General features: G+C 59.2%; 13 protein-coding genes. 6 read left to right on the forward strand and 7 right to left on the reverse strand.

Features of this window, described 5'->3' with window-relative positions; all coding sequences use genetic code 11:
• Positions 1 to 40: 40 nt before the first annotated feature.
• Positions 41 to 943, reverse strand: a complete 903-nt coding sequence (fieF, locus tag CLM71_RS23135; protein ID WP_105233061.1) for a CDF family cation-efflux transporter FieF — start codon at positions 941 to 943, stop codon at positions 41 to 43.
• Positions 944 to 1,155: 212 nt separating this feature from the next.
• Positions 1,156 to 1,617, reverse strand: a complete 462-nt coding sequence (gene cpxP / locus CLM71_RS23140; protein ID WP_105233062.1) for a cell-envelope stress modulator CpxP — start codon at positions 1,615 to 1,617, stop codon at positions 1,156 to 1,158.
• A gap of 147 nt (positions 1,618 to 1,764) precedes the next feature.
• Here cpxP and cpxR point away from each other — a divergent pair, with 147 nt between their 5' ends.
• The 3 genes from cpxR (at position 1,765) to trmL (ending at position 4,397) form a co-directional block, all read left to right on the forward strand.
• On the forward strand, positions 1,765 to 2,463 hold the full coding sequence (gene cpxR / locus CLM71_RS23145) for an envelope stress response regulator transcription factor CpxR (RefSeq protein ID WP_015962335.1): 699 nt from the start codon (positions 1,765 to 1,767) through the stop codon (positions 2,461 to 2,463).
• On the forward strand, positions 2,460 to 3,848 hold the full coding sequence (gene cpxA, locus CLM71_RS23150) for an envelope stress sensor histidine kinase CpxA (RefSeq protein WP_105233063.1): 1,389 nt from the start codon (positions 2,460 to 2,462) through the stop codon (positions 3,846 to 3,848). The genes cpxR and cpxA overlap by 4 nt, the downstream gene beginning before the upstream one ends.
• A gap of 75 nt (positions 3,849 to 3,923) precedes the next feature.
• Entirely contained in the window at positions 3,924 to 4,397 is a 474-nt protein-coding gene (trmL, locus tag CLM71_RS23155) for a tRNA (uridine(34)/cytosine(34)/5-carboxymethylaminomethyluridine(34)-2'-O)-methyltransferase TrmL (protein ID WP_105233064.1), read from the forward strand.
• A gap of 63 nt (positions 4,398 to 4,460) precedes the next feature.
• Here the strand turns inward: trmL and cysE are convergent, their stop codons facing one another.
• The 5 genes from cysE to CLM71_RS23180 form a co-directional block, all read right to left on the reverse strand.
• Entirely contained in the window at positions 4,461 to 5,282 is an 822-nt protein-coding gene (gene cysE / locus CLM71_RS23160; protein WP_105233065.1) for a serine O-acetyltransferase, read from the reverse strand.
• 125 nt (positions 5,283 to 5,407) lie between these two features.
• Positions 5,408 to 6,427: an NAD(P)H-dependent glycerol-3-phosphate dehydrogenase gene (gene gpsA / locus CLM71_RS23165; RefSeq protein WP_105233066.1), complete on the reverse strand. Its 1,020-nt coding sequence runs from the start codon at positions 6,425 to 6,427 to the stop codon at positions 5,408 to 5,410.
• A complete protein-coding gene (gene secB / locus CLM71_RS23170) occupies positions 6,427 to 6,897 on the reverse strand; it encodes a protein-export chaperone SecB (protein WP_105233067.1) in 471 nt (156 codons plus the stop codon). The genes gpsA and secB overlap by 1 nt, the downstream gene beginning before the upstream one ends.
• Positions 6,898 to 6,967: 70 nt before the next feature.
• Positions 6,968 to 7,216 carry a glutaredoxin 3 gene (grxC, locus tag CLM71_RS23175; protein ID WP_015962341.1) on the reverse strand — a complete coding sequence of 83 codons (249 nt, stop codon included), beginning with the start codon at positions 7,214 to 7,216 and terminating at the stop codon, positions 6,968 to 6,970.
• 30 nt (positions 7,217 to 7,246) lie between these two features.
• A complete protein-coding gene (locus tag CLM71_RS23180) occupies positions 7,247 to 7,681 on the reverse strand; it encodes a rhodanese-like domain-containing protein (protein ID WP_105233552.1) in 435 nt (144 codons plus the stop codon).
• Between the two features lie 257 nt (positions 7,682 to 7,938).
• Between CLM71_RS23180 and gpmM the strand changes: the two genes are divergently transcribed.
• The 3 genes from gpmM to CLM71_RS23195 are packed head-to-tail and all read left to right on the forward strand — an operon-like array spanning position 7,939 to position 11,783.
• The gene (gene gpmM, locus CLM71_RS23185; RefSeq protein ID WP_105233068.1) at positions 7,939 to 9,483 is read left to right on the forward strand and encodes a 2,3-bisphosphoglycerate-independent phosphoglycerate mutase; all 1,545 of its coding nucleotides are present in this window, start codon (positions 7,939 to 7,941) and stop codon (positions 9,481 to 9,483) included.
• A gap of 9 nt (positions 9,484 to 9,492) precedes the next feature.
• Positions 9,493 to 10,827: a murein hydrolase activator EnvC gene (gene envC / locus CLM71_RS23190; protein WP_105233069.1), complete on the forward strand. Its 1,335-nt coding sequence runs from the start codon at positions 9,493 to 9,495 to the stop codon at positions 10,825 to 10,827.
• Positions 10,828 to 10,829: 2 nt separating this feature from the next.
• Entirely contained in the window at positions 10,830 to 11,783 is a 954-nt protein-coding gene (locus tag CLM71_RS23195; protein ID WP_105233070.1) for a divergent polysaccharide deacetylase family protein, read from the forward strand.
• Positions 11,784 to 11,801 lie beyond the last annotated feature (18 nt).

Here is an 11,801-nt window from a genome sequence, read left to right on the forward strand (position 1 = left end):
CATTTTCCTCATGAGAGCCGGCACGATTGCGATACGTTAATTATAGCTCCCAACGCCCCTGCCGCCCCGCAGGCACCACGGAACACGGATCCTGGTGGATGATGACATCCGCGCCGGGAAAACGGTGCAATAACGCCTTTTCCACTTGTTCAGCCAAAATATGCGCCTGCATCAGCGGCAAATTATCTTCCATTTCCAGATGCAGCTGAATAAACCGGGTAGGCCCAGACTGACGGGTACGCAAGTCATGCGCCCCTTTAATACCCGGCCATGCGGAAACCACCTCGATAATGGCGCGCCGCTCATCATCCGGCAATGCGCGATCCAGCAGCGACTGCACCGCTTCGTAGCCCATCCGCAACGCGCTATAAAGAATGTAAACACCGATACCCAGCGCGAATAATGCATCCGCCCGCTGAAAACCGTACCAGCTTAGCCCAAGCGCTATAAGAATAGCACCATTCATCATGACATCTGACTGATAATGCAGCATATCTGCACGCACCGCCTGACTGCGGGTTTTGCGCACTACCCAGCGCTGGTAGGTAACCAGCAGCAAAGTGCTCAGCAAGGCGATGATCGTCACTACAATGCCGACGGCAGGCGCGCGCAACGTTTCAGGCGCATAAAGATGCTGGAAGCCGGTCAGGAACAAAAACAGCGCGGAACCGGAAACGAACATGCTCTGCGCCAGCGCCGCCAGCGATTCGGCCTTGCCGTGACCAAAGGTATGTTCCTCATCCGCCGGCTGCAGCGCATAGCGCACCACCAGCAGGTTGGTCAGCGAAGCAGCAATATCGACCAGGGAATCCACCAGCGCCGCCAACAGGCTCACCGACCCGGTGATGTACCAAGCGACGATCTTTATCAGCAACAGGGTTGATGCCATCACGGTCGCGGCCACGGCAGCAGACTTCACCAGGCGCGCATATTGCTGTTCCATAACCTATCCCGATTCACTATCCAGTGGGGTGAGTATAACGGAATGTCGGGTAAAAAATCCCCGCCGTCAGGGTGGTGAACCTTGCCGGACAACGAAAATGTTCCTGATATAACGCCTCGTGAATTCTGGGCAAAAAAAACCCCCTCATCATGAGGGGGGAAGACAGGGATGGTGTCTATGGCAAGGAAAAACAGGGTACTACTCAGTCGCACTCACTTCTGGGCAGAAGCTTGCTGCAAACCAGAAAGTTGTTGCTCCATCTGCTGCATACGCTGCTGATGCTTCTGGTCTAAAACACTTTTTTGCTGTGGCGTCAGTAAGTTATACATTTGGTTGCGCACCCGGGCCATTTCGACCTGGCGCTTCACTTGTTCCTGAGCCACCTTCTCCGCCTGTGCATACACGGCGGCTTCATCAAATTTGTTTGCCGTCACCAGCTTATGCATTGCTTCCATTTCAGCTACATTGACACCAGGCAGGTCGTGACGGGCCTGGCGCATTAAATCGCGCATTTGCTGACGTTGCTTTTCAGTCAACCTGACGCCATCAAACATATGATGCTGGCCGGGGTTGCTGGTTGCTGCATCATGCGTGGAAGGCGATATGGCGTCAGCGGCGATGGCGGAACCTGATGCCAACATGGATGCCATGACTAATGCGGTCACCTTACGCATTTTCACTCCTCGTTCATTCCGCTTTGCGAGTCAACGAGGAGCAGTGTATCGCTGCAGCTGCAAACATCCGTCAGGGCATGTAAAACTACGTAAAGTCATGGAATGCCAACAGTTGATGACGTATTTTGCGTCAGGAGGTAAATCATAATGAACAAGATTCTGTTAGTTGACGACGACCGCGAGCTGACCTCGCTGCTGAAAGAACTGCTTGAGATGGAAGGCTTTAACATCGTCGTGGCCCATGACGGCGAACAGGCGTTGTCGCTGCTGGACGGCTCCATCGATCTCTTACTGCTGGACATCATGATGCCGAAGAAAAACGGCATCGATACGCTGAAAGAGCTGCGCCAGCACCATCAGACCCCGGTAATTATGCTGACCGCCCGCGGCAGCGAGCTGGATCGGGTGCTGGGCCTGGAGCTCGGCGCCGACGACTACCTGCCGAAACCGTTCAACGATCGCGAACTGGTTGCGCGCATCCGTGCCATTTTACGCCGCTCTAACTGGAGCGAGCAGCAGCAAAGCGTCGACAGCGGCGCGCCGACGCTGGACGTCGATGGCCTGCAGCTGAATCCGGGCCGTCAGGAGGCCAGTTTCGACGGCCAGGTGCTGGAGCTGACCGGCACCGAATTTACCCTGCTGTACCTGCTGGCGCAGCATCTCGGCCAGGTGGTCTCGCGCGAACTGCTGAGCCAGGAAGTGTTGGGCAAACGTCTGACGCCGTTCGACCGCGCTATCGATATGCATATCTCCAACCTGCGGCGCAAGCTGCCGGACCGTAAAGACGGCCATCCATGGTTCAAAACCCTGCGCGGCCGGGGCTATTTAATGGTATCTGCAACATGATCAACAGTTTGACGGCACGCATCTTCGCCATTTTCTGGTTCACATTGGCGCTGGTGCTGATGTTGGTGCTGATGGTGCCCAAGCTCGACTCCCGCCAAATGACCTCGCTGCTGGACAGCGAGCAGCGGCAGGGGTTGATGCTGGAGCAACACGTCGAGGCCGAGCTGCAGCAGGACCCGGCCAACGACCTGATGTGGTGGCGCCGCCTGTTCCGCGCCATCGACAAATGGGCGCCGCCGGGCCAGCGTCTGATTCTGGTGACCAGCGAGGGTCGGGTGATTGGCGCGCAGCGTAACGACATGCAAATCGTGCGTAACTTTATCGGCCAGTCTGACAATGCCGATCACCCCAAGAAGAAAAAATATGGTCGCGTCGAGCTGGTCGGCCCCTTCTCGGTGCGCGATGGCGAAGACAACTACCAGCTTTATCTGATCCGCCCGGCCAACAGCCCGCAGTCCGACTTTATCAACCTGATGTTTGACCGCCCGCTGCTGCTGCTGATCGTCACCATGCTGATCAGCGCCCCGCTGCTGCTGTGGCTGGCCTGGAGCCTGGCGAAGCCGGCGCGCAAGCTGAAAAATGCCGCCGATGACGTGGCGCGCGGCAATCTGAAACAGCACCCGGAGCTGGAATCAGGCCCGCAGGAGTTTCTGGCGACCGGCGCCAGCTTTAACCAGATGGTCAGCGCGCTAGAACGTATGATGACCGCGCAGCAGCGCCTGATTTCCGATATCTCTCACGAGCTGCGCACGCCGCTGACCCGTCTGCAGCTGGCGACCGCGCTGATGCGCCGCCGCCACGGCGAGGGGCACGAGCTGGCGCGCATTGAGACCGAAGCGCAGCGGCTGGATTCGATGATCAACGATCTGCTGGCGCTGTCACGCGGCCAACAGAAAACCGAGCTGGCGCACGAGTTGCTGAAGGCCAACGAACTGTGGGCCGATGCGCTGGACAATGCCGGCTTTGAAGCGGAACAGATGGGCAAGCAGCTGACGGTCACCTCGCCGCCTGGCCCCTGGACGCTATTCGGCAACGCCGGCGCCCTGGACAGCGCGCTGGAGAACATCGTACGTAACGCCCTGCGCTATTCGCATACGCGCATTGAGGTGGCGTTCAGCGTCGATAATCAGGGCATCACCATTGTGGTTGACGATGACGGCCCCGGCGTCAGCGCGGAAGACCGTGAGCAAATCTTCCGTCCGTTCTATCGCACGGATGAAGCGCGCGACCGCGAATCCGGCGGTACCGGCCTGGGGCTGGCGATCGTCGAGGCGGCCATCGCCCAGCACCGCGGCTGGGTCAAGGCGGAAGACAGCCCGCTCGGCGGTCTGCGCCTGATCCTGTGGCTGCCGCTGCACCAGCGTAAACCTGCGCGCGATCATTAACCACAGCGCACCCGCTAGCGACAGTACCCCGCAATGTTTGCTATTCTGCGCCCCTCGTCATGAGGGGCTTTTTACATGTTGAACATTGTCTTATTCGAACCCGAAATTCCGCCCAATACCGGCAATATCATTCGCCTGTGCGCCAACACCGGCTTTCAGCTGCACCTGATTGAACCTCTGGGCTTCCCGTGGGACGACAAACGCCTGCGCCGCGCCGGGCTGGATTACCATGAATTCACCAACATTAAGCGCCATGCCGACTACGCGGCATTCGTCGCCAGCGAAAATCCTCAAAGGCTGTTTGCGTTGACCACCAAAGGCACGCCGGCGCACAGCTCGGTCAGCTATCAGCCGGGCGACTATCTGCTGTTCGGCCCGGAAACCCGCGGCCTGCCGGCCGATATTCTGGATGCCCTGCCCGCCGGGCAAAAAATCCGCATTCCCATGCAGGCGCAAAGCCGCAGCATGAATTTATCCAATGCGGTGGCGGTGGTGGTGTATGAAGCCTGGCGACAGCTGGATTACGCCGGTGCACTGCTCAAGCAGTAACGCGGCGGGCAATAAAAAGGCCGCACTGTCGGCGGCCTCTGGCGGGAATGGGTACGGCAGCGATCAGATGCCGTCGCCGTATTCAAAGCCGTGATTCGTACCGTTGAAGTACTGATCCATATCCATTGACGGCTTGTCGCTTTCCGGGCGCCCCACGATACGGGCCGGCACGCCGGCAGCGGTCGTGTGCGGCGGCACCGGGCGCAGCACGACGGAGCCGGCGCCGATTTTCGCACCTTTGCCCACTTCGATGTTGCCAAGGATTTTCGCGCCGGCGCCAATCATCACCCCTTCACGGATTTTCGGGTGGCGATCGCCGCTGGTTTTGCCGGTACCGCCCAGCGTGACCGACTGCAGGATGGAGACGTCGTTTTCCACCACCGCCGTTTCACCGATCACGATGCCGGTGGCATGGTCGAGCATGATGCCGCAGCCAATTTTCGCCGCCGGGTGAATATCAACGCCGAACGCGACGGAGATCTGGTTTTGCAGATACACCGCCAGCGCCTGACGCCCTTCGTTCCACAGCCAGTGGCCGATACGGTAAGACTGCAGCGCATGGAAGCCTTTGAGATACAGCAGCGGCGTAGAATATTTGTCCACCGCCGCATCGCGCAGCCGCACCGCCAGAATATCACTCGCCGCCGAGGCGATCATCTGCGCGTCGGAACGGTAGGCGTCTTCCACCACTTCCCGCACGGCAATCGCCGGCATGATCGGATTCGCCAGTTTATTCGCCAGAATATAGCTGAGCGCGCTGCCCAGATTTTCATGTTTCAGCAACGTCGCATGGAAAAAGCTAGCCAGCATCGGTTCACAATCAGCCAGCGCTCGCGCTTCCGCTTTAATGTTGCTCCAAACCTGCTCTAACTCATCTGACGACATTGTTTTCCTCTCTGGCTCTGACTTGCAAAACAAACCGCCTCGCCGCATGCGGCAAGGTAATACGTGATAATACAGACGCCCCTTTCAGGGCGCGTCCTCTGGCCCAACGCCATGAGCCGTTAACATCAGGCGCTGTGCTTTTCGTCCTTGCGCGTACGCCCCAGCAGGCTTACCGCCGCTTCGCGGGCATTTTTATCGCAATACAGCACCTGGTAAATCTGTTCGGTAATCGGCATTTCCACGCCGTGACGCTGTGCCAGCGCCAGCACCTCTTTGGTATTGCGGTAGCCTTCGACCACCTGACCAATACTGTCCTGCGCGGCTTTCACGTTCATGCCCTGCCCCAGCATAATACCGAAGCGGCGATTGCGCGATTGATTATCCGTGCAGGTTAACACCAGATCGCCCAGCCCCGCCATGCCCATAAAGGTGGCCGGATCGGCGCCCAGCGCCGCACCCAGACGGCTCATCTCCGCCAGGCCGCGGGTAATCAGCGCGGTGCGCGCATTGGCGCCAAAGCCGATGCCGTCGGACATGCCGGCGCCGATGGCTATCACGTTTTTTACCGCTCCGCCCAGCTGCACGCCGATAAAGTCCGGGTTGCTGTAAACACGGAAGCTTTTGCCGCAGTGCAGTAGCTGCTGCAAATCATCGGCAAACTGTTCGTCGGTCGCCGCCAGGGCAATGGCCGTCGGCAGCCCCGCCGCCAGCTCTTTGGCGAATGTCGGTCCGGAAACCACCGCCAAAGGCACCGCATCGCCCAGCGCATCACGCGCTACGTCCTGCAGCAAGCGTCCGGTTTCCGCCTCCAGCCCCTTGGTGGCCCACACAATACGTGCGTCCACCCGCAACAGCGGTTTCAGCTGGCGCAGTACGTCGCCGAAGACGTGGCTCGGCACCACCACCAGCACATCGCGGCTGGCCGCCAGCGCGCGCGCCAGATCGGCCTCGAGCAGCAGATTATCAGGGAAAGGCACATCAGGGAGAAACGCCTGATTGCAACGCTCGCGCTGCATTTTGGCGATGGTGTCGGGGTTATGCCCCCACAGCACGACGGGGTGGCCGTTACGCGCCAGCGTAATGGCTAATGCGGTGCCGTACGAGCCGGCACCGATAACGGTCATTGAAGCATTGACTGTTTTCATCAGGCATCCTGATGTGGTTCGGCACCTTCGCCCTCTGCCTGCTGCTGCAGATAGTTCATGAACAGCGCATCGAAGTTGACCGGTGCCAGGTTCAGCTGCGGGAAAGTACCGCGGGATACCAGGCTGGTGATGCACTCGCGCGCATACGGGAACAGAATGTTCGGGCAGTACGCGCCCAGGCAGTGCGCCAGCTGAGTGCCGTCAATGCCGGCAACGGAGAAAATGCCCGCCTGCTGAACTTCACACAGGAATGCGGTTTCTTCACCCAGAGATGCCGTCACGGTAACACGCAGCACGACTTCATACACGTCGTCCGCCAGTTGGCTGGATGCGGTATCAAGATCAAGTTTAACTTCCGGCTGCCATTCCTGCTGGAAAACCTGCGGTGCATTCGGTGCTTCAAAAGAGATGTCTTTGGTGTAGATACGTTGGATCTGGAAAGCCATCTCGGTGCTGTTTTGTTCTGACATGTCGATAATACCCTTGGTTAAACGTCCTTATTGATACTCAGCAATATTGATGTGAACTATGGCCGGTCGCTTAAAGCAGCGGATCCAGACCACCTTGCGCATCAAGTGCATATAAATCATCGCAGCCGCCGATATGCTGGCCGTCGATGAAAATTTGCGGCACGGTGGTTCGCCCACTGCGCGCAATCATCTCTTCACGTTTTACGTTATCGCCGTCGATGGCGATCTCGTTGAACGCGGCGCCTTTGCTGTTCAGCAGCGCCTTGGCGCGATGGCAGAACGGGCAGGTCGCCTTGGTGTAGATGTCGATATTAGCCATGGAAGCCACCTCTACGACGTTAAAACGTGATTATTTACCGCGCACCAGCGGCAGGTTATCGCCGCTCCAGCCGGCAACGCCGTCTTTTAGCGTGCTGACGTTGGCGAAACCGGCGGCGCTCAGGCTTTCCGCCGGCGCGCGCGACGTGGTGCCGTTGGCGCAGGTTACGATAATAGGCTGGGATTTGTGTTTTTCCAGCTCGCCCAGGCTGCCGCTTTTGATTTCGCTCGCCGTCAGGTTGATGGCATTGGCAATGTGCCCCTTGCGGAAATCTTCACGGCTGCGGGTGTCGACCACCACGGCATTTTCTTTGTTAATCAGACGGGTAGCTTCGCCACGAGTGATATCTTTAACCTTGGAGAAACGGCTTTTGAAGGTCATCACAATCACCGCAACCAGCAGGGCGATCCAAGCCAGGCTCAGTATGGGATGCTTGCTAACGAATGGCATAATTTCTTGCAGCATGAGGCGTAACAACTCTCGTTAGTTAAGGGAAAAATAAGTCAAGGCTCCAGAGTATACCTGCCGAATGCGTCAATTACAGCCAATTAGCATACGCGATTGCAGAAACTGCGGACGCCGCCGGGAAATTATCTCCCTCACGACAAAAAGTGGCCGGTTGTTCGCCGTAAGTTTGATCTCTTTGGGCTCTTTACGCGCAGCCATCCGCTACTATCACCCCCTTTTCAGGCTGACATATTTACAGCAACGAGGTTAATACAATGTCGAGCAACAAAAAGCCCATGGTGCTGGTGATTCTGGATGGTTACGGCCATCGTGAAGAGCAGCAGGACAACGCCATTCTCAACGCCCGCACGCCGGTGATGGACCAGCTGTGGCAACAGCGGCCGCATACGCTGATCGCCGCCTCCGGGCTGGACGTCGGCCTGCCTGACGGCCAGATGGGCAATTCGGAAGTGGGCCACGTCAACCTTGGCGCCGGCCGCATCGTCTACCAGGATCTGACCCGGCTGGACAAAGCGATCGCCGACGGCGAGTTCTACGCCAACCCGGTGCTGACCGCGGCGGTGGATAAAGCTGCGCAGGCCGGCAAAGCGGTGCATATTATGGGATTGCTGTCGCCGGGCGGCGTCCACAGCCATGAAGAGCATATTCTGGCGATGGTGAAGCTGGCCGCACAACGCGGCGCCAGCGCCGTGTACCTGCACGCATTCCTGGACGGCCGCGACACGCCGCCGCGCAGCGCCGATGCCTCCCTGCAGCGTTTTAGCGCGGCGTTCGAGCAGTTGGGCGTCGGCCGTATCGCCTCCGTCATCGGTCGCTATTTCGCCATGGACCGCGACAACCGCTGGGACCGCGTGCAGCTGGCCTACGACCTGCTGACCGACGCCAAAAGCGAGTTTAACGCCGACAGCGCCGGCGCCGCGCTGCAGGCCGCCTACGCCCGCGATGAAAACGACGAGTTCGTCAAACCCACGGTCATTCAGGCCGCCGGCGAAGCCAGCGCCGCCATGCAGGACGGCGATGCGCTGATTTTCATGAACTTCCGCGCCGACCGCGCGCGCCAGATCGCCCGCGCCTTTGTCGACGCCGATTTTAACGGTTTCCCACGCGCCAGAGTGGTGCAGTTCGCCGATTTCGTGATGCTGACCGAATACGCCGCCGATATCGACACCGCCTGCGCCTATCCGCCGACAGCGCTGACCAACACCTTTGGCGAATGGCTGATGAAGCACGACAAAACCCAGCTGCGCATCTCCGAAACCGAAAAATACGCCCACGTCACCTTCTTCTATAACGGCGGCGTGGAACAACCGTTCGCCGGTGAAGATCGCATTCTGATTAACTCGCCGCAGGTAGCGACCTATGACCTGCAGCCGGAAATGAGCTCGGCGGAGCTGACCGAGAAACTGCTGGGCGCCATTCACAGCGGGAAATATGACGCCATCATCTGCAACTACCCCAACGGCGATATGGTCGGCCACACCGGCGACTATGACGCCGCGGTCAAGGCGGTGGAAACCCTGGACAACTGCATCGCACAAATTGTCAAAGCGGTGGAAAGCGTCGACGGACAGCTGCTGATCACCGCCGACCACGGCAACGCCGAACAGATGCGCGACCCGCAGACCGGCCAGGCGCACACCGCGCATACCAGCCTGCCGGTGCCATTAATTTACGTCGGCAAACCGGCGCACGCGGTCAACGGCGGCAAGCTTTCCGACATTGCGCCAACCATGTTGGCGCTGATGGGAATGAAAATCCCGCAAGAGATGACTGGTAAGCCGCTGTTCATCGTGGAATAATCCTACTCCATGAGGGAGAAGGCGTATTTTGCACTATCAAGGGTAACCCGAGGCGCAAAAGCCGGCAGCCAGCTGCTGCCGCAACGCGTTGCACCACGGAAGTTGACCACACTGTGCGCCAGCGTGTTGTACGCTGGCGTCTTGCTGTTGCCGTTATCCGGCCATGCCGCCGACGACAACAAAAGCCAGCTTAAAGACATCCAGCAAAGCATCGCTGAGAAAGAAAAAGCGGTTAAACAACAGCAACAACAGCGCAGCAGCCTGCAGGACAAACTCAAGCAGCAGGAAAAAACCATTGCGCAGGCCAGCCGTTCCCTACGTAGCACCCAAAGTACGCTAAATTCTCTGGGCAAAGACATCTCCGGTCTTAACGCCTCTATCGCCAAGCTGCAAAAGCAGCAGACCCAACAGCAAAATATCCTGTCCAAACAGCTGGACGCCGCATTCCGTCAAGGGCAGCACAGCGCCGTACAGCTGATCCTGAGCGGTGAAGAGAGCCAGCGCAGCGAGCGCATCTTGGCTTACTTCGGCTATCTGAACGATGCGCGTCAGGAAAATATCGAAGAGCTGAAGCAAACCCGCGCGGAGCTGGCGCAGCAAAAAACCACGCTGGTCGCCAAGCAAAAGCAGCAAAAGTCCCTGCTGAGCGAACAGCAGGCCCAACAGCAGAAGCTGGAGCAGGCGCGCAGCGCGCGTAAGAAAACCCTGAGCGCACTGGAAAGCTCGCTGGAAAAAGATCAGCAGCGCCTGAGCGAACTGCGTCAGAACGAAAGCCGCCTGCGTGACAAGATTGCCCGCGCCGAACGCGAAGCCCGCGCCCGCGCCGAGCGTGAAGCGCGTGAGGCCGCCCGCGTACGCGAGAAAGTGCGCAAGAAAGAGCAGCAGGCGAAGAAAACCGGCACCCGCTATAAACCTAGCGAAAGCGAACGCTCCCTGATGGCGCGTACCGGCGGCCTGGGACGTCCGAACGGGCAGGCCTACTGGCCGGTGCGCGGCAGCACCCTGCATCGCTTCGGCGAACAGCTGCAGGGCGAGTTACGCTGGAAAGGGGTAGTCATCGCCGCGCCGGAAGGCAGTGAAGTCAAGGCGATCGCCGACGGTCGCGTACTGATGGCCGACTGGCTGCAAGGCTATGGCTTGGTAGTCGTGGTCGAGCACGGTAAGGGTGATATGAGCCTGTACGGCTATAACCAGAGCGCGTTGGTGAACGTGGGTGCGCAGGTGCGCGCCGGCCAGCCTATCGCCTTGGTGGGTACCAGCGGGGGTCAGGGAACGCCGTCGCTCTATTTCGAAATTCGTCGCCAGGGTCAGGCCGTTAACCCACTGCCGTGGTTGGGAAGATAGATTTGCGCTACCTCAAAACACGAAGCGCCGTACTGATTGGTTCCCTGTTGCTGGCCGCGGCCGCTCAGGCTGGCAAACTGGCGATTGTGATCGATGACGTCGGCTACCGGCCTCATGAAGAAAACGCCGTGTTGCAAATGCCGCTGCCAATCTCGGTGGCGGTACTGCCCAATGCCCCCCATGCCCATCTGATGGCGACCCGCGCCCATGCGCAGGGCCGCGAGGTGCTGATCCATATGCCGATGGAGCCGCTCAGCAAACAGCCGCTGGAGCGCGATACCCTGCGGCCGTCCATGAGCAACGACGAGGTGCAGCGCATCATCCGCAATGCGGTGAACAACGTGCCGTATGCGGTAGGGATGAACAACCATATGGGCAGCGCCATGACCTCCAGCCTGCCGGCCATGCAGAAGGTGATGCAGGCGCTGGAAAGCTATAACCTGTACTTCCTCGACAGCATGACCATCGGCAACAGCCAGGCCACCCGCGCCGCAGCGGGTACCGGGGTCAAGGTGATCAAGCGGCGGGTATTCCTCGACGACACCGCCAGCGAAAGCGATATCCGCCACCAGTTCAACCGCGCCATTGCGCTGGCGCGCCGTAACGGCTCCACCATCGCCATCGGCCACCCTCGACCGGCCACGGTAAAAGTGCTCAAACAAATGCTGGCGACGCTGCCCGCCGATATCGTGCTGGTCAGGCCGAGTTCACTGCTGAACGCACCGCAGGGCGGCAGCGCTATGCCGCCGAGCAAACCGCCGCGTCCGACGCAGCCGAAAAACCCGTTCAACAACGGTATCAAGCAGTGCAAGGTGAAAGCGCCGAAGGAGCAGGAAAAAGTACATGCCGGCACGGCGCTGGCCGTGATTGGCGAAAGCATCGCCCAGTCGCCGGTGGTGACCTTTATCAAACAGCACTGGCCAAGCTGGCCGCGCGCGTCAGAGAAGCAGTCATAATCCAGGGCGGAGCGTGCT

Source organism: Serratia sp. MYb239 (genome assembly GCF_002966855.1).
GTDB classification, from domain to species: Bacteria; Pseudomonadota; Gammaproteobacteria; order Enterobacterales; family Enterobacteriaceae; genus Serratia_B; species Serratia_B rhizosphaerae.

Excerpts from the sequence above, each read along its gene's own strand:
- fieF (WP_105233061.1), bottom strand. The coding sequence starts at position 943 with ATGGAACAGCAATATGCGCGCCTGGTGAAGTCTGCTGCCGTGGCCGCG.
- cpxP (WP_105233062.1), bottom strand. The coding sequence starts at position 1,617 with ATGCGTAAGGTGACCGCATTAGTCATGGCATCCATGTTGGCATCAGGT.
- cpxR (WP_015962335.1), top strand. The coding sequence starts at position 1,765 with ATGAACAAGATTCTGTTAGTTGACGACGACCGCGAGCTGACCTCGCTG.
- cpxA (WP_105233063.1), top strand. The coding sequence starts at position 2,460 with ATGATCAACAGTTTGACGGCACGCATCTTCGCCATTTTCTGGTTCACA.
- trmL (WP_105233064.1), top strand. The coding sequence starts at position 3,924 with ATGTTGAACATTGTCTTATTCGAACCCGAAATTCCGCCCAATACCGGC.
- cysE (WP_105233065.1), bottom strand. The coding sequence starts at position 5,282 with ATGTCGTCAGATGAGTTAGAGCAGGTTTGGAGCAACATTAAAGCGGAA.
- gpsA (WP_105233066.1), bottom strand. The coding sequence starts at position 6,427 with ATGAAAACAGTCAATGCTTCAATGACCGTTATCGGTGCCGGCTCGTAC.
- secB (WP_105233067.1), bottom strand. The coding sequence starts at position 6,897 with ATGTCAGAACAAAACAGCACCGAGATGGCTTTCCAGATCCAACGTATC.
- grxC (WP_015962341.1), bottom strand. The coding sequence starts at position 7,216 with ATGGCTAATATCGACATCTACACCAAGGCGACCTGCCCGTTCTGCCAT.
- CLM71_RS23180 (WP_105233552.1), bottom strand. The coding sequence starts at position 7,681 with ATGCTGCAAGAAATTATGCCATTCGTTAGCAAGCATCCCATACTGAGC.
- gpmM (WP_105233068.1), top strand. The coding sequence starts at position 7,939 with ATGTCGAGCAACAAAAAGCCCATGGTGCTGGTGATTCTGGATGGTTAC.
- envC (WP_105233069.1), top strand. The coding sequence starts at position 9,493 with ATGAGGGAGAAGGCGTATTTTGCACTATCAAGGGTAACCCGAGGCGCA.